Origin of the sequence: Citrobacter cronae (genome assembly GCF_016893685.1) — a bacterium.
In the GTDB taxonomy this organism is placed as follows: domain Bacteria; phylum Pseudomonadota; class Gammaproteobacteria; order Enterobacterales; family Enterobacteriaceae; genus Citrobacter; species Citrobacter werkmanii.
In genome coordinates, this window is record NZ_CP069763.1 from 3,651,200 (window position 1) to 3,672,526 (window position 21,327).

General features: G+C 51.6%; 22 protein-coding genes. 11 read left to right on the top strand and 11 right to left on the bottom strand.

All coding sequences use genetic code 11. The features are described from left to right. Positions 1 to 162 precede the first annotated feature (162 nt). Positions 163 to 1,629 (top strand): mannitol dehydrogenase family protein, encoded by a 1,467-nt coding sequence (locus JSN25_RS15755; protein ID WP_204525109.1) that lies wholly within the window; start codon positions 163 to 165, stop codon positions 1,627 to 1,629. Positions 1,630 to 1,704: 75 nt separating this feature from the next. Here the strand turns inward: JSN25_RS15755 and ydfZ are convergent, their stop codons facing one another. The 3 genes from ydfZ to ydfG form a co-directional block, all read right to left on the bottom strand. Continuing rightward, positions 1,705 to 1,908, bottom strand: a complete 204-nt coding sequence (gene ydfZ / locus JSN25_RS15760; protein ID WP_038640526.1) for a putative selenium delivery protein YdfZ — start codon at positions 1,906 to 1,908, stop codon at positions 1,705 to 1,707. 190 nt (positions 1,909 to 2,098) lie between these two features. After that, positions 2,099 to 2,785 carry a GntR family transcriptional regulator gene (locus tag JSN25_RS15765; protein ID WP_085048244.1) on the bottom strand — a complete coding sequence of 229 codons (687 nt, stop codon included), beginning with the start codon at positions 2,783 to 2,785 and terminating at the stop codon, positions 2,099 to 2,101. Positions 2,786 to 2,871: 86 nt separating this feature from the next. Further along, a complete protein-coding gene (gene ydfG / locus JSN25_RS15770; RefSeq protein ID WP_038640530.1) occupies positions 2,872 to 3,618 on the bottom strand; it encodes a bifunctional NADP-dependent 3-hydroxy acid dehydrogenase/3-hydroxypropionate dehydrogenase YdfG in 747 nt (248 codons plus the stop codon). A gap of 137 nt (positions 3,619 to 3,755) precedes the next feature. Between ydfG and dcp the strand changes: the two genes are divergently transcribed. Further along, positions 3,756 to 5,801, top strand: a complete 2,046-nt coding sequence (gene dcp / locus JSN25_RS15775; protein ID WP_204525110.1) for a peptidyl-dipeptidase Dcp — start codon at positions 3,756 to 3,758, stop codon at positions 5,799 to 5,801. Between the two features lie 164 nt (positions 5,802 to 5,965). After that, positions 5,966 to 6,892, top strand: a complete 927-nt coding sequence (locus tag JSN25_RS15780) for a diguanylate cyclase (RefSeq protein WP_087856385.1) — start codon at positions 5,966 to 5,968, stop codon at positions 6,890 to 6,892. Between the two features lie 146 nt (positions 6,893 to 7,038). On the opposite strand, the gene JSN25_RS22475 is transcribed toward JSN25_RS15780, so the two are convergent. Together JSN25_RS22475 and mgtS are read right to left on the bottom strand one after the other, a co-directional pair. Beyond that, positions 7,039 to 7,176 carry a hypothetical protein gene (locus JSN25_RS22475; RefSeq protein WP_419866971.1) on the bottom strand — a complete coding sequence of 46 codons (138 nt, stop codon included), beginning with the start codon at positions 7,174 to 7,176 and terminating at the stop codon, positions 7,039 to 7,041. Continuing rightward, complete coding sequence (gene mgtS / locus JSN25_RS15785) at positions 7,176 to 7,271, bottom strand: protein MgtS (protein WP_003032406.1); 96 nt, start codon at positions 7,269 to 7,271, stop codon at positions 7,176 to 7,178. The genes JSN25_RS22475 and mgtS overlap by 1 nt, the downstream gene beginning before the upstream one ends. A gap of 486 nt (positions 7,272 to 7,757) precedes the next feature. Here mgtS and urtA point away from each other — a divergent pair, with 486 nt between their 5' ends. Genes urtA through urtE form a run of 5 tightly spaced genes read left to right on the top strand, consistent with a single transcriptional unit; the run spans position 7,758 to position 13,225 of the window. Next, positions 7,758 to 9,029 carry an urea ABC transporter substrate-binding protein gene (urtA, locus tag JSN25_RS15790; RefSeq protein ID WP_038640537.1) on the top strand — a complete coding sequence of 424 codons (1,272 nt, stop codon included), beginning with the start codon at positions 7,758 to 7,760 and terminating at the stop codon, positions 9,027 to 9,029. 43 nt (positions 9,030 to 9,072) lie between these two features. Further along, positions 9,073 to 10,647, top strand: coding sequence for an urea ABC transporter permease subunit UrtB (gene urtB / locus JSN25_RS15795; protein ID WP_204525111.1), 1,575 nt, complete (start codon positions 9,073 to 9,075; stop codon positions 10,645 to 10,647). Further along, entirely contained in the window at positions 10,647 to 11,720 is a 1,074-nt protein-coding gene (gene urtC, locus JSN25_RS15800; RefSeq protein ID WP_006684597.1) for an urea ABC transporter permease subunit UrtC, read from the top strand. The genes urtB and urtC overlap by 1 nt, the downstream gene beginning before the upstream one ends. After that, positions 11,720 to 12,517 carry an urea ABC transporter ATP-binding protein UrtD gene (urtD, locus tag JSN25_RS15805; protein WP_204525112.1) on the top strand — a complete coding sequence of 266 codons (798 nt, stop codon included), beginning with the start codon at positions 11,720 to 11,722 and terminating at the stop codon, positions 12,515 to 12,517. Before urtC ends, urtD begins: the two co-directional genes overlap by 1 nt. 9 nt (positions 12,518 to 12,526) lie before the next feature. Continuing rightward, positions 12,527 to 13,225, top strand: coding sequence for an urea ABC transporter ATP-binding subunit UrtE (urtE, locus tag JSN25_RS15810; protein WP_121529040.1), 699 nt, complete (start codon positions 12,527 to 12,529; stop codon positions 13,223 to 13,225). 40 nt (positions 13,226 to 13,265) lie between these two features. On the opposite strand, the gene ydeE is transcribed toward urtE, so the two are convergent. After that, entirely contained in the window at positions 13,266 to 14,453 is a 1,188-nt protein-coding gene (gene ydeE, locus JSN25_RS15815; RefSeq protein ID WP_204525113.1) for an efflux MFS transporter YdeE, read from the bottom strand. Between the two features lie 198 nt (positions 14,454 to 14,651). On the opposite strand from ydeE, the gene eamA reads away from it, so the two are divergent. Continuing rightward, the gene (eamA, locus tag JSN25_RS15820; protein ID WP_204525114.1) at positions 14,652 to 15,551 is read left to right on the top strand and encodes an O-acetylserine/cysteine exporter; all 900 of its coding nucleotides are present in this window, start codon (positions 14,652 to 14,654) and stop codon (positions 15,549 to 15,551) included. 33 nt (positions 15,552 to 15,584) lie between these two features. Here the strand turns inward: eamA and marB are convergent, their stop codons facing one another. Genes marB through marR form a run of 3 tightly spaced genes read right to left on the bottom strand, consistent with a single transcriptional unit; the run spans position 15,585 to position 16,668 of the window. Then, positions 15,585 to 15,803 carry a multiple antibiotic resistance protein MarB gene (gene marB, locus JSN25_RS15825; RefSeq protein WP_069325030.1) on the bottom strand — a complete coding sequence of 73 codons (219 nt, stop codon included), beginning with the start codon at positions 15,801 to 15,803 and terminating at the stop codon, positions 15,585 to 15,587. A 27-nt stretch (positions 15,804 to 15,830) separates the two neighbouring features. After that, the gene (gene marA, locus JSN25_RS15830; RefSeq protein ID WP_003032424.1) at positions 15,831 to 16,214 is read right to left on the bottom strand and encodes an MDR efflux pump AcrAB transcriptional activator MarA; all 384 of its coding nucleotides are present in this window, start codon (positions 16,212 to 16,214) and stop codon (positions 15,831 to 15,833) included. A 19-nt stretch (positions 16,215 to 16,233) separates the two neighbouring features. Then, on the bottom strand, positions 16,234 to 16,668 hold the full coding sequence (gene marR, locus JSN25_RS15835) for a multiple antibiotic resistance transcriptional regulator MarR (RefSeq protein ID WP_042308445.1): 435 nt from the start codon (positions 16,666 to 16,668) through the stop codon (positions 16,234 to 16,236). A 257-nt stretch (positions 16,669 to 16,925) separates the two neighbouring features. Here marR and JSN25_RS15840 point away from each other — a divergent pair, with 257 nt between their 5' ends. Next, positions 16,926 to 17,591, top strand: coding sequence for a MarC family NAAT transporter (locus JSN25_RS15840; protein ID WP_061381352.1), 666 nt, complete (start codon positions 16,926 to 16,928; stop codon positions 17,589 to 17,591). A 37-nt stretch (positions 17,592 to 17,628) separates the two neighbouring features. On the opposite strand, the gene JSN25_RS15845 is transcribed toward JSN25_RS15840, so the two are convergent. Continuing rightward, on the bottom strand, positions 17,629 to 18,825 hold the full coding sequence (locus JSN25_RS15845) for a sugar transporter (protein ID WP_121529042.1): 1,197 nt from the start codon (positions 18,823 to 18,825) through the stop codon (positions 17,629 to 17,631). 94 nt (positions 18,826 to 18,919) lie between these two features. Then, entirely contained in the window at positions 18,920 to 19,780 is an 861-nt protein-coding gene (ptrR, locus tag JSN25_RS15850) for a putrescine utilization regulator PtrR (protein WP_038640556.1), read from the bottom strand. Positions 19,781 to 19,882: 102 nt separating this feature from the next. Here ptrR and sad point away from each other — a divergent pair, with 102 nt between their 5' ends. Next, positions 19,883 to 21,271 carry a succinate-semialdehyde dehydrogenase gene (sad, locus tag JSN25_RS15855; protein ID WP_199966855.1) on the top strand — a complete coding sequence of 463 codons (1,389 nt, stop codon included), beginning with the start codon at positions 19,883 to 19,885 and terminating at the stop codon, positions 21,269 to 21,271. The last annotated feature ends 56 nt before the right edge of the window (positions 21,272 to 21,327 follow it).

Sequence of the window (21,327 nt, forward strand, 5' to 3'; positions counted from 1 at the left end):
CCTGGCTGTAGCATGGACGGGGCGGTCATGCTCCGTTCATGCTATTACACAGCTTTAAATGATGTCATACCAATCATAAAAAGCTTAATGCAAATCAAAACATACAACCCTGCAGGCGTTACTCTGAGACAGTCCTGATTTCATTGATAAGTAGGTCATACCATGCAAAACAAGCTGTTAGCGGCAAAGGCTGCGCTTCCTGACTACGATCGTACTACTCTGATCCCGCGTATTGTTCATCTGGGATTTGGCGCGTTTCATCGCGCACATCAGGGTGTTTATGCTGACATCCTGGCTGCAGAACACGGCAGTGACTGGGGCTATTGCGAAGTGAATCTGATTGGCGGTGAGCAGCAGATTGCCGATCTGAAACAGCAAGATAATTTGTATACCGTTGCGGAGATGTCTGCGGATGCGTGGACTGCCAGAGTCGTTGGTGTGGTGAAAAACGCGCTGCATGCGCAGGTAGATGGTCTGGAAAGCGTACTGGCTGCGATGTGTGAACCGCTGGTGGCGATCGTTTCTCTCACCATCACCGAGAAAGGATATTGCCACTCTCCGGCGACGGGTCAACTGATGTTAGACAACCCCATGATTGCCGCCGATCTGCAAAATCCAAAACAACCAAAAACTGCGCCAGGCGTGGTGGTTGAAGCCCTGGCGCGTCGCAAAGCTGCGGGATTAGCCGCATTTACCGTGATGTCCTGCGACAACATGCCTGAAAACGGCCACGTTATGCGCAATGTCGTCACCGCGTATGCCCGGGCGGTAGATGCTGAACTGGCTGCCTGGATCGAACAGCATGTGACGTTCCCCTCTACAATGGTAGACCGCATTGTTCCTGCGGTTACCCCGGAGACGCTGGACAAAATTGAACACATCACCGGGGTACGCGACCCGGCAGGCGTAGCCTGTGAACCGTTCCGTCAGTGGGTAATTGAAGATAACTTTGTCGCCGGTCGTCCGGCATGGGAAAAGGCCGGGGCGGAGCTGGTATCGGATGTGATTCCGTTTGAAGAGATGAAACTGCGTATGCTCAACGGCAGTCACTCTTTCCTTGCCTATCTTGGTTATCTGGCGGGTTATCAGCATATCAACGACAGCATGGAGGATGAAAATTATCGTCTTGCCGCGCGAGCGTTGATGTTGCAGGAACAGGCGCCGACGCTGAAAGTGAAAGGGGTGGATCTGCAACACTATGCCGATCTGCTCATTGAGCGCTACAGCAACCCGGCACTGCGTCACCGTACCTGGCAGATTGCGATGGATGGTAGCCAAAAACTGCCGCAGCGTATGCTCGATTCAATTCGTTGGCACATTGCGCATGGCAGCCATTTTGCGCTGCTGGCACTGGGCGTAGCCGCCTGGATGCGCTATGTCGGCGGTGTGGATGAACACGGTCAGGCGATTGAAATCAGCGATCCGCTGTTGCCAGTGATCCAGACTGCGGTCCGCAGTAGTCACGAGGGGGAAGCGCGCGTTCAGGCCTTACTGGCGATTGATGCCATTTTTGGTCGCGAATTACCGCAGGTAGAACTGTTCAAAAACCAGGTCACAGAAGCCTATCTTGCTTTACTGGCTGAAGGGGCAAAGGCAACGGTTGCGAAGTATGCTGCAAAACTGAAGTAACGAAGGGCATCATTTATGTCGCCATCTGGCTTTAAACGGGCCAGATGGCGCAGTGTTTTCTGGCATTCACACCAATTAGTTCATGCCCAAACGAATCAACTCGAGTGGGGCATATTTGCCTTCACACCCTTCGATTGCCACTGTTTTGCCACGGCGAATTTGCTCAGCGGTCAGGCCATCGGTATCTATCGCTGTAATGCGGCCTGTGAGTCCGGTGTTGCTAATCATGACGCGACTGCCAGTGGTGATTGCGTTACGGTTACGATCGTATGTTTTCATGGTGTTTTCTCCTTTCCAACTCACCGTCAAAGCCCGTGGGCTTTTAGTCCCACGTAACGGGCGCAATATAAATACGCTTCTCGTTAATGATTTTTTTTGTTTTCGATCAAAGTCACAGCTTTTTTTAGGCAGATGTGCAGGAGAGGGGAAAACGTTGAAAAACTCACCCCGCAGAGAGGTGAGCGTCATATTAATCTTCGCTGAACCAGTCGCTATTTTCCTGGCGAATAAGCTGAACAGACTCACCGATTTCCTGAAGGTGCAGCATCATTGCACGCTCGACGCCGTCACCATCATGTTTTTCAAGTGCGGCAAAGATATCGTGATGCTGGCGCAGCAGCATTTCAGGAGGAGAAATGTGATCCAGGCTCATATAGCGAACGCGGTCAATGGTGGCCTTTATATTCTCGACGGTGTCCCAGGCGAGCTGGCATTCGGCGATTAAAGCCAGTTTCTGATGAAACTCATCGTCAAGCTGGAAGAAATCATTAATTTGTTTTCGGTCAATCGCGATACGCTGCTGATGCAGATTCTGTTCGAGCTGATAGCACTGTTTATCGGTGATCAGGGCGGCGGCGCGGCGGACCACGGCACATTCAATCGCCTGGCGAACAAAACAGCCATTTTGCACCTGCGACAGCGAAATTTTGTTCACGTAGCTGCCACGCTGCGGACGGATCTGAATCAGACCGTTCTCTGCCAGTTTGATGAATGCCTCTCGGACCGGCTGGCGTGACACATTAAAGCGTACAGAAACTTCTTTCTCCGACAGCGGCGTACCCGGCGCAATCAGACAGTGCACGATATCACGACGAAGAATACGGTAAATCTGCTGATTTACAGGCTGTGTAGGGTTGAGCTGCGTTTCTACGGTCATTCATTCTTACTTTTTAGAGAGTTAACCCAGATATTTTATCACTTATTTCAGGCTATCTATACCCGGCGCAAGGCCGGGCAGAGAAATTAGCTCCGATGGATACTCAGCCCGGCAAAAGACTGTGTGACAGGCATCATTTCAAGGGTGTTAATGTTGACATGAGCGGGTAACGAAGCCACCCACCATACCGCTTCTGTAACATCTTGTGGGGTCAGCGCGGTGGTATTTTCGTAAGTTTTTTCAGCCTTGGCATCATCGCCTTTGAAACGCACGTTAGAGAATTCCGTACCGCCAACCAGACCCGGCTCAATGTCGGTAACACGAATCGCTGTCCCGTGTAAGTCAGTACGTAAGTTGAGGCTAAACTGACGGACAAACGCTTTGGTCGCGCCATAAACGTTACCGCCGGCGTATGGCCAGCTACCCGCGGTAGAGCCGATATTGATAATATGTCCGCGATTGCGCTCAACCATACCAGGCAGCACGGCACGGGTCATATAAACCAGGCCTTTGTTGTTGGTATCGATCATGTTTTCCCAGTCTTCAATGCTGGCCTTGTGGGCAGGTTCGAGGCCCAGTGCCAGACCTGCGTTGTTGACCAGAACATCAATATCGCGCCATTCAGCAGGTAAGGACGCCAGCATCTCTTCAATCGATGCGCGATTACGTACGTCCAGTTGCGCGGTATAGAGGCGGTCACCCAGCTCATCTTTGAGTTCCTGCAGGCGCTCCTGGCGGCGTCCGGTGGCAATAACTTTATGCCCATTCTCAATAAAACGACGCGTAATGCACTCACCAAAACCTGCGGTTGCTCCGGTTACTAAAACGATCATCTCACTGTTCCTCAACGCTTTTTATGTAGTACTACCATAGCACGTCATTTCCGGTCAGAGCTATTCCTGGTTAACAGGATTGCGGTCGATTCCCGGGAAGTCTACTCTGGTAAACAAATCGTTTTCAGGAGTGAAAGATGTCGTTAACGAATCCTTTTTTACACCACAGTACATTGCCGTATCAGGCACCGCAGTTTGATCAGATTGACGTGCAGCATTATCGTCCGGCGTTTGATGAGGGCGTGCGGCAAAAACGCGAGGAGATCGCGGCAATTGTACAAAACCCACAGGACCCGGATTTTGCTAACACGTTGCTGGCGCTTGAACAAAGCGGCGCGCTGCTCACGCGCGTAATCAGCGTTTTCTTTGCGATGACGGCGGCGCACACTAACGATGAACTACAACGCCTTGACGAAGCGTTCTCAGCAGAGCTGGCGGGACTTGCCAATGATATCTATCTTGATGGCGCGCTTTTCGCCCGCGTCGATGCAGTCTGGCAACGACGTCATACCTTAGGTTTGGATAGCGAATCAATGCGTCTCGTTGAGGTTGTCCACCAGCGTTTTGTACTGGCAGGCGCGCGCCTCAATGAGGCAGACAAAGCACGCCTCAAAGCGCTCAACACCGAGTCAGCCACGCTGACCAGTCAGTTTAATCAGCGTCTGCTGGCGGCGAACAAGTCCGGTGCTTTGGTGGTGGATGATGTCCGGCGGCTTGACGGACTTAGCGCCGAAGAAATTGCCGTTGCCGCTGAGGCTGCAAAAGAAAAGGGGCTTGAATCACGTTGGGTTATTCCGTTATTGAATACCACTCAACAACCGGTGCTTGCCGTGTTACGCGATCGCCAGATCCGTGAAGACCTGTTTACCCAGGCGTGGACGCGGGCCGAACACGATGACGATAACGATACCCGGGCTATTATTCAGCGTCTGGTCGACATCCGCATGCAACAGGCAAAATTACTCGGTTTTGCCAATTATGCGGCCTGGAAAATCGCTGACCAGATGGCTAAAACGCCTGAGGCGGCACTTTCGTTTATGCGAGCGATCGTTCCGGCCGCGCGCCAGCGTGCGTTGGATGAACAGGCTGAAACCCAGAAAGTCATCGATCAAGAGCAGGGGCAGTTTAGCGTCAGGGCCTGGGACTGGGCATTTTATGCTGAGCAGGTCCGCCGCGAGAAATACGCCCTTGATGAGGCACAGCTTAAACCTTACTTTGCTCTGGATACGGTGTTGAACGAGGGCGTTTTCTGGACGGCCAATCAGCTCTTTGGTATCAAATTCGTTGAGCGATTCGACATTCCGGTTTATCACCCGGATGTTCGGGTATGGGAAATTTTCGACCACGATGGCGTAGGACTGGCGTTGTTTTATGGTGATTTCTTCGCCCGTGAATCAAAAAGCGGCGGGGCATGGATGGGCAATTTTGTTGAGCAATCGGAGCTTAACGAAACCCGACCCGTTATTTACAATGTCTGTAATTATCAAAAACCCGTAACGGGTAAGCCGGCGTTACTGCTGTGGGATGATGTCATTACATTATTTCATGAGTTTGGCCACACGTTACACGGTCTGTTTGCCACTCAGCGTTATGCCACGCTTTCAGGCACTAACACTCCGCGTGATTTTGTCGAGTTTCCTTCGCAGATTAACGAACACTGGGCGAGCCATCCGCAGGTTTTTGCCCGATTTGCCCGTCATGTCGAAACCGGGGAGCCAATGCCGCAGGCGTTGCGGGATAAAATGCAGCGGGCCAGCTTGTTTAATAAAGGCTACGATATGACCGAACTGCTCAGTGCCGCATTGTTGGACATGCGTTGGCACAGTCTGGAGACGAAGGCGTCATCTTATTCAGTTGATCAATTCGAGCAGCAGGCGCTGGCGGCAGAAGATCTGGATCTTCAGGCCGTGCCGCCACGTTATCGTAGCAGTTATTTTGCCCATATCTTCGGCGGCGGCTATGCTGCGGGTTATTACGCTTATTTATGGACGCAAATGTTGGCTGATGACGGCTATCAGTGGTTTGTAGATCAGGGTGGATTAACCCGCGAAAACGGGCAGAAATTCCGCGAAGCGATTTTGTCCCGCGGGAACAGTACTGATTTAGCTGAACTTTATCGCCAGTGGAGCGGGCGCGATCCCCGTATGGAGCCGATGCTGGAACATCGTGGTTTGAGCGCGTAAGGCACTGTCAGAAAAAAATTGAGCCGGGCGTGATGCCCGGTCTTATCTTACTGTTCATTATTGCACCTGATAAGATTTATTCTCAAATAAAAAATTACATAAATTTTCTTTTTTATCGTTAAGATGATTGCATCAGAAACGTTCGAACAGGGAGGAAGATCGTGATGATGAGAAATACGATGGAAATAGATGCAATTTTGATCGAGTTGAACAAGTCAATTGATGCCCACTATAAATGGCTGGTGAATATGTTCCGTTGCGCAGTAACCTCGAATGCTACGCAACCAGATATCATGGGTGACAACGCGCATTTTGTTTGCCAATTTGGACAGTGGCTTAATAATCAATCGCTGCGCAATGAAGATGATTGTAGCTATGTGAATAAGATAAATACTGTTCATGAAAAAATGCATTTATCAGGCAAGGATTTGCTATTGGCAATACTGGAGAAACGGAGTTATCCATGGCATTTCACCAAATTCGAGGACGCGTTACTGGCATTTACGTCTGCTGTAATGGACTATAAAATATATTTGCTGAGTATCCGGAGCAATATCGACATATTAACAGGCTTACCGGGCAGAAGAATGCTCGATGAGTCTTTTGACCAACAGTTAATCGATGCCGAACCGCTTAACCTTTATATATTGCTGCTGGATATCGACCGTTTTAAACACGTTAATGATACGTATGGTCATCTTGTGGGGGACGTAGTATTACGCGCTCTGGCAGCAAATTTTCTGGCATGGACGCGATATGATGAACAAGCTTACCGCTACGGTGGCGAAGAGTTCATTATCATCATCCGAACGAAAACTGATGAGCAGGCCCGCCAGGCTGGGTTGCGATTGTGTCAGCTTGTTGGCCAGCAAAAAATCCCTTACGCAGATGGAGAGATCGCTATCACCGTAACGGGCGGTATCACCAGAGCTCAGCGGGATGAAAAATTAGATACCGCTCTTGGACGGGCTGACAGAGCGATGTACCAGGGAAAACAGAGCGGCAGAAATCGCTGTATGTTTATGGATGAACGCGAGCAGATCACCCTGGTTAACGCCAGTGATGGGCTTTCGTTCCACCTCAGCGCGTGAGAATCACCTAAGCTGTTTTGCGTTAGTTACGTTTCGTTTAGCTTTCATTGGGGTTGCCGATGATAGCTTAGCCAGATATCCGTTATCTTCGCAGGGAGTTGCCAGATAGCGTATAAAGCAAAACACAAATCTATCCATGCAAGCATTTACCGCTGGTTTATCCGGCGGTTTTTTTTATTGCTGGCCAGGGAAAAGGTGCAGGAAAGGCGATTCAGGTAAAAAAATGGCCCCTTGTGCAGTGACGCTACAAGGGGCCGGTTCGGTGCAGGACTATCGTCGTTCATCAATCATCCCATCTGTGGCTAAAATACGCGGCCAGAAAACCGGAAAATAAAATAATTCCCAGAACAGCCATAAAAATATTCATATTACCCAGCATAGTAAATGCTCCTTTATCTGTGAGTTTCCTCTCTTACCTTAAGTTCACCTCGCTTATGACTATAGTAGCAATTGCAACTTAAACAAAGGCTGAACTGTATGATTATTTCGTCTGAAATGTAAAAAATTGACGCGATTTTGTCGGGGGAAATAAATAATAGTGACAAGGCGCGCTTATCCTCGGCAAATTAATCACGATTTTATGCTGAGTGCCAAAGTCATTGTTATACGACCCCCATGCAAATTGTTGCACGGTTATAATGCAACGCTGTCTCATGGTGGTTCAATTTTCCTGGCGATCCGCCTTATTGGCGAAATATTTTCATCCAGCCACTGAACTGTACTACTCTAATGCTTTGATTTTATATGGTGTTTTAATATCTGGCATCGTTTTTGCCTTATCACTTCTGAATCCCCTTAATTTGCACCGTTTTGTCTGCCCGGCTGCACCGGAGCTTTCAGCGAATCTAATTTCAGGAGTGAAACTATGCAGCGTCGTACAATTTTAAAAGCTTTTGCGTTATCGGCCTCCGTTATGGCAATGGGCATGAGTTTTAGCGTCCAGGCGGCTGACACTATTAAAGTGGGCATCATGCATTCGTTATCCGGAACGATGGCGATTTCCGAAACGCCGTTGAAAGATGTGGCGTTGATGACTATTGATGAAATCAATGCGCAGGGCGGCGTGTTGGGCAAAAAGCTGGAGCCGGTGGTGGTTGATCCAGCCTCGAACTGGCCTTTATTTGCTGAAAAAGCTCGACAGTTGCTGAGTCAGGACAAAGTAGCGGCGGTGTTCGGGTGCTGGACATCGGTTTCGCGTAAATCGGTGTTACCGGTATTCGAGGAATTAAATGGTTTACTGTTTTATCCGGTGCAGTATGAAGGCGAGGAAATGTCGCCTAACGTCTTTTATACCGGCGCGGCGCCTAATCAGCAGGCGATCCCGGCTGTTGAGTATCTGATGAGTGAGGACGGCGGCAGTGCGAAACGCTTCTTCCTGCTGGGGACTGATTATGTTTATCCGCGCACGACTAATAAAATTCTCCGTGCCTTTTTGCATTCGAAAGGTGTTGCCGATAAAGACATCGAAGAGGTGTATACCCCGTTTGGACACAGTGATTATCAGACCATTGTCGCCAGCATTAAAAAATTCGCCGCAGGGGGAAAAACGGCGGTGGTCTCAACCATCAACGGTGATTCTAATGTTCCATTCTATAAAGAGTTAGCGAACCAGGGGCTGAAAGCCACCGATGTTCCGGTGGTGGCCTTCTCCGTAGGTGAGGAAGAATTGCGCGGTATTGATACGAAACCGTTGGTAGGTAACCTTGCCGCCTGGAACTACTTTGAGTCCGTGGATAATGCGGCTAACAAGAAGTTTGTCGCGGATTACCGGGCGTATGCCAAAGCGCACAAATTACCGAATGCGGATTCGGTTGTGACAAACGACCCAATGGAAGCCACCTGGGTTGGTCTGCATATGTGGGCACAGGCAGTAGAAAAAGCCGGAACTACCGATGTGGATAAAGTCCGTGCTGCAATGGCAGGGCAATCATTCGCCGCGCCATCTGGCTTTACCCTCACGATGGATGCCACCAACCATCATCTGCACAAACCCGTCATGATTGGCGAGATTGAAAGCAATGGTCAGTTTAACGTGGTGTGGCAAACCGATGAGCCGGTCCGCGCCCAGCCGTGGAGCCCGTATATCGCCGGCAATGATAAAAAATCTGAACAACCCGTAAAAACCGCCAGCAACTGATCTTATGCCCTCCTGCGGGAGGGCAACGCTTAGGAGAATGCTCATGAAAGTCATGCGCTTTATTCGTGGTGTGATGTTGCTGACGTGGTTTTTGCCGTGGATAGCGCAGGCATCAGATGCCGATACTTTTACCGCTGCCAACCGGGCTCAGCAGGCCACCTTGCTTGAACAATGGGCGATGAATCCCGACCTTCAGCGCTTACCCGTGCTTAAGGCGCTGCGAGATGAAAACCTGCTGACCGATAATGCGAAACATGCGTTTGTCATGGACGGGGCGCGAGCACAAGCGCTGGGGTCGGCGGCAGCGCCAGACGGCGAGCTAAAAAAAGTCCGTCTGACTAACCGACTGCGCAATCTGGTCGCCGGAACGCTGGCTGCGCATCAGCTTTTAAGTGACAGTGTCACGGTTAGGGCTGATGCCGCACGCATATTACAGCGTGAGGCGATGCCTGGCATGCTGCCATTTTTACAGCAACGACTGGCGCAGGAATCGGATGCTGACGTGAAATCTGCACTGGTTATTGCGCTGGCTAACCTGCAACTGACCAGTGCATCACCAGAGGTCAGGCGGCAGGCAATTGAACTGTTGGGGGCGTCAAACGACCCTGAAACCCAGGCGAAATTACAACCTTTCACCCGTGCAGAGCATGAACCTGATGCCCGCGTTCGCGCTGCCGCCGACGAAAGTCTGAATTCCATCGCACACCGCATGAAGGTTGGCGATCTTCTTGGGCAAGCCTTTATGGGACTGTCTCTGGGCTCGATTTTGCTACTGGCGGCACTGGGTCTGGCGATTACTTACGGGTTACTCGGCGTCATCAATATGGCGCATGGCGAGATGTTAATGCTCGGCGCTTACTGTACCTGGATGGTGCAACAGTTGATGGGGCAGTTTCTCCCGCAATGGTTAGCCTGGTATCCGGTCATTGCGCTTCCGGTCGCCTTTTTACTTACCGCGGCAGTAGGAATGTTGCTGGAGCGCGGCGTGATCCGCCATTTATATGGCCGTCCGCTTGAAACACTGCTGGCGACATGGGGGATCAGTCTGATGCTGATCCAGTTGGTGCGAATGACCTTTGGCGCGCAAAACCTCGAAGTCGCCAATCCGACATGGCTTTCCGGGGGAATTCAGGTCTATGCCAATCTGATTTTGCCGTGGAACCGAATTGTGGTGCTTGGCTTTGCCATGCTGGTGCTGTTCTTCACCTGGCTATTGTTGAATAAAACCCGTCTGGGGCTGCGTGTGCGCGCGGTGACGCAAAACCGCAATATGGCGGCCTGCTGCGGCGTGCCCACCGGGCGAGTCGATATGCTGGCCTTTGGACTGGGTTCAGGCATTGCCGGGCTGGGTGGCGTGGCGCTGTCGCAGCTGGGTAACGTGGGGCCGGAGCTGGGGCAAAGTTACATTATTGATTCGTTTCTGGTGGTGGTGCTTGGCGGCGTTGGACAACTCGCCGGGAGTGTGGCAGCGGCGTTTGGTCTCGGGATCTTCAATAAAATTCTTGAGCCTCAGGTGGGGGCTGTTCTCGGCAAAATTATGATCCTCGTGCTGATCATTCTGTTTATCCAGAAACGACCTCAGGGACTTTTCGCATTGAAAGGGAGGGTTATTGACTAATGACTATGCCAATGACATTAACGCTGGCACGAAAAGCGCCGCGCGTGACGCGCATCCTGGGACTGTTTTTGCTGCTGGCGCTCATTATTCTGCCATTTCTGGCGCTACTCCCCGCGGATCATCCGCTGGCAATCTCCGTCTGGACGCTGACGCTGGCCGGGAAAATCCTGTGTTATGCCATTGTGGCGGTGGCACTGGATCTGGTGTGGGGCTATGCCGGAATGCTTTCACTGGGTCATGGCATTTTCTTTGCGCTGGGGGGATATGCGATGGGGATGTACCTGATGCGTCAGGCCTCCGGCGAAGGACTACCGGCTTTTATGTCGTTTCTGTCGTGGACCGAACTGCCCTGGTTTTGGTGGGGAACGCAACATTTTATCTGGGCTATGCTGCTGGTTGTGCTGGTGCCCGGCCTGCTGGCGCTGGTGTTTGGCTGGTTTGCTTTTCGCTCAAAAATCAAGGGCGTCTATTTCTCTATCATGACTCAGGCCCTGACTTTCGCAGGCATGTTGCTGTTTTTCCGTAACGAAACCGGGTTTGGTGGAAATAACGGTTTCACCGGATTTACCACTATTCTGGGGTTCCCCGTGACCGCGACCTCAACCCGTATCGCGCTGTTTCTGGCGACGGTGATGCTACTGGTGCTGGCGTTGTGGCTGGGACTGGCGCTGGCGCGCAGTAAGTTTGGTCGTATCCTGACCGCCGTGCGCGATGCCGAGAATCGGCTGATGTTCTGTGGCTATGATCCGAAAGGTTTCAAGCTGCTGGTGTGGACGCTTTCCGCTGTATTGTGCGGGCTGGCTGGTGCGCTGTATGTTCCGCAGGTGGGCATCATTAACCCCAGCGAAATGTCACCGACCAACTCGATTGAAGCGGCGATTTGGGTCGCCCTCGGCGGTCGCGGAACCCTGATTGGCCCGGTTTTTGGCGCTGTGTTGGTGAACGGCGCTAAAAGTCTGTTTACGGTGATCATGCCCGAATACTGGCAACTGTTTCTTGGTCTGATTTTTATTGGCGTTACGCTGTTTTTACCCCGTGGCGTGATTGGTCTGTTTCGCAAAGGAGACAAATAATGCAGCCAGATGAAGGTCTTTTTACCCGCCAGTTGCCAGGGGACAGATTTCGCAATCAAACCGACCCGGTGTTACAGCTGGAAAAAATCAACGTGAACTTTGATGGGTTTCAGGCGCTAACGGATCTCACGCTCAATATTGGCGTAGGTGAACTGCGCTGCATTATTGGTCCTAATGGCGCCGGAAAAACGACGTTGATGGATGTCATTACCGGCAAAACCAGACCGCAAAGCGGTCGTGCGATTTACGATCAGTCTATTGATTTAATGACGTTTGATTCTATTGCCATTGCGCGCCAGGGGATTGGACGAAAATTTCAGAAGCCCACGGTATTTGAAGCGCTAACGGTGGCGGAGAATCTGGAGCTGGCACTGAAAAATGATAAATCCGTTTGGGGTTCTTTACGGGCTCGCCTTTCGGGTGAACAACGGGATCGCATCGATGAAATGCTGGCGCTGTTACGTCTGGGCAACGATCGCGAACGCCGTGCCGCGCTGCTTTCGCATGGACAAAAACAGTTTCTTGAGATCGGCATGCTGCTGGTCCAGGAGCCGCATTTACTACTGCTTGATGAGCCGGCGGCAGGGATGACCGATGCTGAGACGGAATACACCGCGGAGCTGTTTCGCCAGCTTGCCGGAAAGCACTCGCTGATGGTTGTTGAGCATGACATGGGATTTGTCGAGACGATTGCTGACCATGTCACGGTGCTGCATCAGGGGCGAGTACTGGCCGAAGGAAGCCTGCGCGATGTGCAGGCTAATGAGCAGGTTATTGAAGTTTATCTTGGACGGTAAGGAGGGCTGATGCTACAGGTAAATGAACTGAATCAATATTATGGCGGCAGCCATATTCTGCGTGGCGTGAGCTTTGAAGCGCGTATCGGCGAGGTGACGTGTCTGCTGGGGCGTAACGGCGTGGGAAAAACAACGCTACTAAAATGCCTGATGGGACTTATTCCTGCCCGCAGTGGAAGCGTGCTCTGGCAGGAAAAAAATGTCACGCACTGGAAGCCACATCAACGGGTCAGAGCTGGTGTGGCGTACGTACCGCAGGGCCGCGATATTTTTCCGCGTCTGACAGTGGAAGAGAACCTGCTGCTGGGCCTTTCCCGCTTTTCAGCACAGGACGCCCGGCGCGTGCCGGATGATATTTACGCGCTATTTCCAGTGCTGCAGGAGATGAAGTATCGACGGGGCGGAGATTTGTCCGGCGGACAGCAGCAGCAACTGGCTATTGGACGGGCGCTGGCCAGTCGCCCGCAGTTGTTGATCCTTGATGAGCCGACCGAGGGGATCCAGCCGTCAGTAATTAAAGAGATTGGTCAGGTTATTTCTCAACTGGCGCACCGGGGCGATATGGCCATTTTGCTGGTGGAACAGTTCTATGATTTTGCGCAGCAGTTGGCTGACAAATACCTGCTTATGTCGCGCGGAAGTATTATTCAAAGCGGTTTCGGCGAGAATATGGAATCCGAGGGAGTACGAGGGCTGGTGGCCATTTGAGATACGCGACAGAACCACTCTGGCTCTGTCGCGATGACAATCAGCAGACTACCGTCTGATCCCAGGGTTTGGCGCGCATACCCTTTATCATTAACGCCCAGGCAAGGACAATCGCCACGATCAGTGCAACAAACAGCGACCACGGCGGTAATGTGGTCAAAATAACACCACTGACCAATGGATTTACCGCGGCGCCAAGCCAGCCCAGCGACTGGGCGGAAAAATAGCTGGCTTTCATTCCAGCCGGGGCGATGTTATCGATCAGCATGTATTCGCCTGGGGCGTAAATGACCTCGCCGATCGTGAAAAGGGCAGCCGAAATACCCCAGAACCACAGGCTGTTGCCGGAAAACATGAAGCCAACCAGACCGAGCACAAAGAAGATTGTGCCTATTGTCATCAGCGGTCGAATATTAGCGGCAGTGATCCTGCGTCCGAGGGCATATTGCAGCGATACCACAATGGCGGCATTGACGGGCAGAACGACCGCTACCACTTTTTCGGCAAAATCACCGTTGGCGACCACCATCACGTATTGCGAAATACAGGAAGCAAATGCGCCGCCAACAAATGACGCCAGAAATGCCGACAACGTGAACCAACACAATGCTCTGTCGCGCAGGAGCACCGAGGGTGACCAAACCGCGGCGTTTGAACTTTCTGATGCTGCATTGGAACGTTTTACCCACGTCTGGATAAACACCAGTGGTAAAGCCGAGCAGGCGGCCGCCAGCCAGAACGGTAAGTTAATACTTTGCATCACCAGTAGCGTGCCCAGCGGGGGGCCAACGGTCCAGCCGATGTTCAGCACGGTATAGTTAAGCGAGAAAATTTTCGTTTTGTTGGTGGCAGAGAGATTATCGGCAAACCAGGCTTTCAGCACCGTTGCGAAGACGGAGTAGGCGCAGTTGATCAGGGCGAAGAGCAGTACCACCACCACCACGTTATGCACCAGTGGGATCGCAATAAAACCAGAGGCAAAACCGCAGATAGCCAGCAGCATGTAGCGTTTTTTATCGAACTTGTCGGCCAGAATACCAAAGCCAAGGCTGAAAACGACGCCAATAGTCAGGGCGACCGTCATCGCATAACCGATCAGATCGACGCTCAGGTTATACTGCCGACTGAGGTAAATCGTCATAAATGGCAGCGTAGCGCCACGCCCAATGGTTAATAGCAAAGATGATGCAAGTAACGCGAGAGTGGACCGTCTCAGAGAGATATTCATTTTCCTGCCCGATAATGCATGTTGTTATGTTTTTTTTAGATATCAGAAACAAATAGCATGGTAAAAGTGTGATGTACACCCAATAAGTTGTCGGAAAATGCCCTCAGCAGCCTACCTGAATTAATGATCTGTTCCGGTACAATGATTTCCGTTACCTTAACTTGTTTACAAAAATTTAATATTTACAAGGGCGGTGGTATGTCACGTAAAGACGGGTTGTTAGCGTTGCTGGTCGTCGTCGTTTGGGGCCTGAACTTTGTCGTCATTAAAGTGGGTCTGCACAATATGCCGCCATTGATGCTGGCAGGATTGCGTTTTTTACTGGTGGCGTTTCCGGCGATATTCTTTATTGCCCGCCCGAAAATCCCGCTTTCGCTGTTACTTGGTTATGGCCTGACTATCAGTTTTGGGCAGTTCGCGTTTCTCTTTAGCGCCATCAAATTCGGTATGCCTGCCGGATTAGCTTCTCTGGTATTACAGGCTCAGGCATTTTTCACCATCATCCTGGGGGCATTCGCTTTTGGCGAGCGTTTGCACGGGAAACAGCTGGTAGGAATTGCGCTGGCCGTGTTTGGCGTACTGGTACTGATTGAAGCCAGTCTGAACGGACAGCATGTCGGCATGCTCGGTTTTATGCTGACGCTGGCGGCAGCGCTAAGCTGGGCCTGCGGCAATATCTTTAACAAAAAAATAATGCAGCATACGGCGCGTCCGGCGGTGATGTCGCTGGTCGTGTGGAGCGCCTTAATTCCCATTATTCCGTTCTTTTTGGCATCCGCACTGCTTGATGGTCCGACACAAATTATGCAGAGTCTGGTGGCGATAGATATGACCACCATTTTGTCACTGGTTTATCTGGCGTTTGTGGCGACCATTGTGGGTTACGGCATCTGGGGGACTTTGCTCGGACGTTATGAAACCTGGCGGGTAGCGCCGCTGTCGCTGTTAGTGCCCGTTGTCGCTCTGGCAAGTGCGGTGGTGCTGCTGGATGAAACGCTCACGGGTTTGCAACTGCTGGGTGCGCTGCTGATTATGGCTGGGCTGTATATTAATGTGTTTGGCTTTCGTTTGCGCAAGATAGCGCAGGTGAGAGGGTAATAAAAAGCCCCGCCGTGGCGGGGCAAAAACGAATTACAGGTTGCGCGTATTGTAATAAGGCACACCCAATTCGTCGGACTTATCGCTGCCGGCACCCATATGATTAAAATCGAACGGGGACTGATCGTGCGCAGGGGGCATAATCATCGCGTCACGGCTGTTCTGGGTGGCTGGTTGCGCGGTCTGTTCCGCCATGCTCTGGCCCGAAACAATCAACAGCAGGGCCAGCATCGCATAAGACAGAATTTTCATCATTTCCTCGGTTACGTCGTTTGGCGATTAGCAATTACACTGATTGAGCGGAAGCAAATAGCGTGACTCGCCGTGCATATTGGTCATACGGTATTTATGCGGCGGAACATCAAAATAGTTTTTGAACGTTCTGGTCAGGGTTTGCTGAGACTCAAAGCCGTAACGCTCCGCCAGGTAAAGAATCGGCTCGTTACTTTCTTTTAATTTTTGCGCTATTTCGGTCATTTTACGGCTGCGGATGTATTGACCCAGTGAATGACCGGTTTCTTTTTTAAACATCCGTTGCAGGTGCCATTTGGAGTAACCTGAACGCTCAGACACTTTTTCCAGCGAGAGCGGCGATTCAAGGTTATTTTCGATCCAGTCCAAAATGCTATGAATAGTGATTGTGTCAGTATTGCGTCTGGACATCGTCATACCTCTTTTCTGTTTACGGCAGAATTCTCTTAAGCAAATGCTCAAGCGTGGCTACTTCATCCGCCGTTAAGTTTTTTGTTAGTTCCTGGTGCAGGTCTTGCCCGACTAATTGGTGACACTGCTCGCAAATTGCTGCGCCATGCTCGGTGAGTTTCACCAGCACGCCACGCTTATCGTGTGGATTCGGAAGCCTTTCTATCCAGCCTTTACAGGCCAGTCTGTCCAGCATCCGCGTCAGGGCGCCAAGATCGACAGACAGCACTTTTTTCAATTCGACAGGGGTGATGCACACCGCGCAACGGATGGAGCAGAGCACTTTGAACTGTGATGCCGTGATATCCAGCGGTGACAGATAGTCGTTTAGCAAACGATCTTTTTTCTGATTAACCATGTAGATCAAACGCCCCAGTGGGATGATTTCGTTAAACAGATCACTGGTGCTTTTCACAATGGTTGCCCTGGCAAGTAGTTAGTCACGGCTGATATTATTGCTTAGGCAAATATAAGTCAAATAAATGGGGCGGAAAATGCCACGTTTTGCTAAATCCGCAGGCTCATCAACAGATGTATATAATTTTAACAGTTTGATAATTATGGCTTATAGGTGCAGGTGAAAAATGAATCCTTACACCGTGAAAATGGCTTATCTCTCGGGTTTCACCTTATACTTGCCGTTGACGATTAACGCACAGGAAAGATGACATTATGATGGACTTGTTTAAAGCAATAGGACTGGGGCTGGTAGTCCTGTTACCGTTGGCAAACCCGTTAACCACCGTGGCGTTGTTCCTTGGCCTTGCTGGTAACATGAATAGCGCGGAGCGTAACCGTCAGTCTCTGATGGCGTCTGTGTATGTGTTTGCCATCATGATGGTGGCGTACTATGCCGGACAACTGGTGATGAATACCTTCGGGATTTCAATCCCCGGATTACGAATTGCGGGTGGGTTAATCGTTGCGTTTATCGGTTTTCGGATGTTGTTTCCACAACAAAAGGCTCATGAGTCTCCTGAGGCGAAAAGCAAGTCAGAGGAGCTGGAAGATGAACCGACTGCCAATATTGCATTTGTACCGCTGGCAATGCCAAGCACCGCCGGTCCGGGCACGATAGCAATGATCATCAGCTCGGCGTCAACCGTCCGTCATGGCTCCGAATTTCCTGATTGGGTAATTATGGTTGCGCCGCCGATAATTTTTGCGGTTGTCGGCGTTATCCTGTGGGGGTGTTTACGCAGTTCTGGTGGGATTATGCGCCTGGTAGGCAAAGGCGGCATAGAAGCTATTTCGCGTCTGATGGGCTTCCTGCTGGTGTGTATGGGCGTGCAGTTTATTATTAACGGCGTGCTGGAAATTATTAAAACTTACGCTTAAAAAAACGGGCCCGGTATTGTTTTACCAGGCCCGTTTTTTATGAATGTTGAGGCCGCTCTTCGAGCGATACTGGCCATTTACGAAAGATAATCACCGACCATACCAACGCGACAACGGCAGGCACTGCACCTGTATAACCAATCGTTGACATCGACCAGTGCAAACTCACCTGATTTCCCACCAGCGCGCCAGCGCCAATGCCGATATTAAAGATACCGGAGAACAGCGCCATTGCGACATCGGTGGCATCCGGGGCCAGCGCCAGCACTTTTACCTGCATGCCAAGACCGATCAGCATAATCGCAATGCCCCAGAAAATACTCAGGATAGCGAGGTGCATTTCGCTGTCAGCGGCTGGTAGCAGCAGCACCAGACACACCGTCAGCAGGGCAATGGCGCTACTGATAAGCATGGACGCATGAAGGTTACCCAGTTTGCCAAATATCACACTACCAATAATACCCGCGCCGCCCAGAATCAGTAGCAGCACGGTAGCAAAGTTGGCACTCAGTCCGGCGACGGTCTGTACAAACGGTTCAATGTAGCTATAAGCCGTGTAGTGGGCGGTGACCACAATCACCGTCAGCACATACAGACTCATCAATGCCGGACGGTGGAATAACACCGGCAAACTTTTAAGTGAACCGGAGTGTTCGCTGGGCAATTTAGGCAGTAACTTAATCAGGCAGAGCAGGGTGACTAACGCCCCCATGCCGATGGCAAAGAACGTGGTGCGCCAGCCAAAATACTGACCGACGATACGCCCGATAGGCAGACCCAGCACCATTGCCAGCGCGGTGCCGGTAGCAATCAGGCTAAGCGCCTGCGCGCGTTTTCCTGCCGGGGCCAGACGAATTGCCAGCGATGCGGTAATGGACCAGAAAATAGCGTGCGCAAAGGCGATACCAATGCGGCTAATCACCAGCACGGTGAAATTCCAGGCCAGGAAAGAGAGTACATGGCTGGCGATGAACACGACAAACAGACAGATCAGCAGCTTGCGTCGTTCCACCTGGCTGGTGAGCAGCATGAAGGGAAGCGACATTAAGGCAACAACCCAGGCGTAGATCGTCAGCATGATCCCGACCTGAGCGGTCTGCATATTAAAACTTTGTGCAATGTCGGACAGCAAACCGACAGGGACAAACTCTGTGGTATTGAAAATAAAACCGGCAATGGCGAGCGTAACTACACGTAGCCACGCCACTTTGCGGGAAACAGTGTCTGTTGTCATAGTGAATCAGTGGATTAGCTGCGAAAAGGTAAGATCGCGATCTTAAAACGTTTGCTGGTGAAAATACAATCATTTCGTGATGCGGATCTCATTTTTACAGCTGCGGGTTCAATACCTCAATAAAGGCTTCCAGTTGCCTCGTCATCGCCCCCCTTCGCCAGACCAGCCACGTATTCAGCCAGCGCCAGTTTTCGCTCAATGGCCAGGCGTTGACCTGATGGTGTCCGGGCATACTCTCTAGCATCGAACGTGGAATCAGCGCGATACCCGCACCGGCAATAACGCAGGCCAGCATCCCATGGTATGACTCCATTTCATGAATGGTACCCGGCATGGCGCGATCGGCATGAAACCAGCTTTCAAAATGTCGGCGGTAGGAACAGTTGGCGCGAAACGCGTAAATACTGCAGCCGTTGACGTCGCTGGCCCGCTGGATGGGAGGGTGACCGTGTGGGGTGACAATCATCATCTCTTCACGATAGACCGGAATACCCTCAAGTCCGGGGTGGGTAATAGGGCCATCGGCAAAGGCAGCGTTCAGCGTGCCGTCGAGCACGCCGTCCAGCATGGTGCCAGAGGGGCCTGTCGCCAGAGCAAACTGAATTTTCGGGTACCGTTGGTTATATTCAGCCAGCGTTGCGGGAATACGCACCGCGGCGGTGCTTTCCAGCGATCCGAGCGAAAACAAGCCCTGCGGTTCATCCCCGGCGACCACCATTCTCGCTTCCTCAACCAGCGCCAGGATCCGCTGACTGTAGCGTAAAAAGTTGTGCCCGGAGGGGGAAAGCCGCAGGCGCTGGTTTTCACGAATAAACAGATCGACGCCAAGATCGGCCTCAAGTTGGCGTATACGGGTAGTGAGATTGGACGGCACGCGGTGCACCTTCGCTGCGGCCTGCGTAATGCTGCCGGTCTCCGCGACGGCATTGAACATTTCCAGTTGCGTCAGATCCATAATATTCTCTAATCGTGAATGGTGTGGTTAATATTATTCATTTTTCAGAAAGAGTAAATATGCTCATGATATAACCATACCCTGCGATAAAGAGAGGCATCTATGACTATCACAGCAGCAACACATGCTATTTCGGTTGATCCTACCAGCGGTGAAAGACTGACGGCGATGCCGTGGGCCAGCACTGAAGAGATTGCTCAGGCACTGAGTCTTGCAGCAAGTGGCTACAGTGAATGGAAACAGACTACCGTCGCGCACCGCGCGCATACGCTGCGTCATATCGGCCAGGCCCTGCGTAATCGCGCGCAAGAGATGGCGCAGTGTATTTCACGTGAAATGGGTAAACCCATCAAACAGGCTCGGGGTGAAGTCGCCAAGTCAGCCGCGTTGTGTGACTGGTACGCCGAACATGGACCCGCGATGCTGAACCCGGAGCCCACGCTGGTGGAAAATAACCAGGCGGTGATTGAGTATCGTCCGCTTGGAACTATTCTGGCGATCATGCCGTGGAATTTCCCGCTGTGGCAGGTGCTGCGTGGCGCCATTCCGATTCTGCTGGCCGGAAATGGCTATTTGTTAAAGCATGCGCCTAACGTAACCGGCTGTGCTGCGATTATTGCACAGGTTTTTGCTGATGCAGGCGTACCAGCCGGTGTTTACGGTTGGATCAATGCCGATAACGCCGGAGTCAGTCAGATGATTAACGACCCGCGCATCGCGGCAGTCACGGTAACGGGGAGCGTACGCGCCGGTGCGGCGATTGGTGCTCAGGCGGGGGCGGCGCTGAAAAAATGCGTACTTGAACTGGGTGGTTCCGATCCGTTTATTGTCCTGAATGATGCCGATCTCGATCTGGCCGTTAAAGCGGCAGTCGCCGGACGTTATCAGAATACCGGGCAGGTTTGTGCGGCAGCGAAGCGCTTTATTATCGAAGAAGGGATTGCAGAAGAATTTACTGCGCGTTTTGTGGCGGCCGCGAGCGCGCTCAAAATGGGCGATCCGTTAAACGAAGAAAACGACCTTGGACCGATGGCGCGATTTGATCTGCGTGATGAGTTACATCAGCAGGTTGAAGCATCCCTGGCCGAAGGGGCGAAGTTACTTCTTGGCGGTGAAAAAATAGCAGGTCAGGGAAATTACTATGCCGTGACGGTACTGGGCGGCGTAACGCCAGAAATGACGGCTTTCCGTCAGGAGCTGTTTGGTCCGGTTGCGGCGATCACCGTTGCCAGGAATGCGGAACATGCTCTGGCGCTGGCGAATGACAGTGATTTTGGATTATCCGCCACGGTGTTCACTGCGGATGACGCGCTGGCCCAGAAGATGGCCTCTCGTCTGGAGTGTGGAGGCGTATTCATCAATGGTTACAGCGCCAGCGATGCCCGTGTAGCGTTTGGCGGCGTGAAGAAAAGTGGTTTTGGTCGCGAGCTTTCACATTTTGGCCTGCATGAATTTTGTAATGTGCAGACCGTCTGGAAAAACCGCCTCTGAAGGTGCGGGTGCCTCCGTCGGGGGCACCTGTCTGGTCTCGGCATATTTTTGTCATT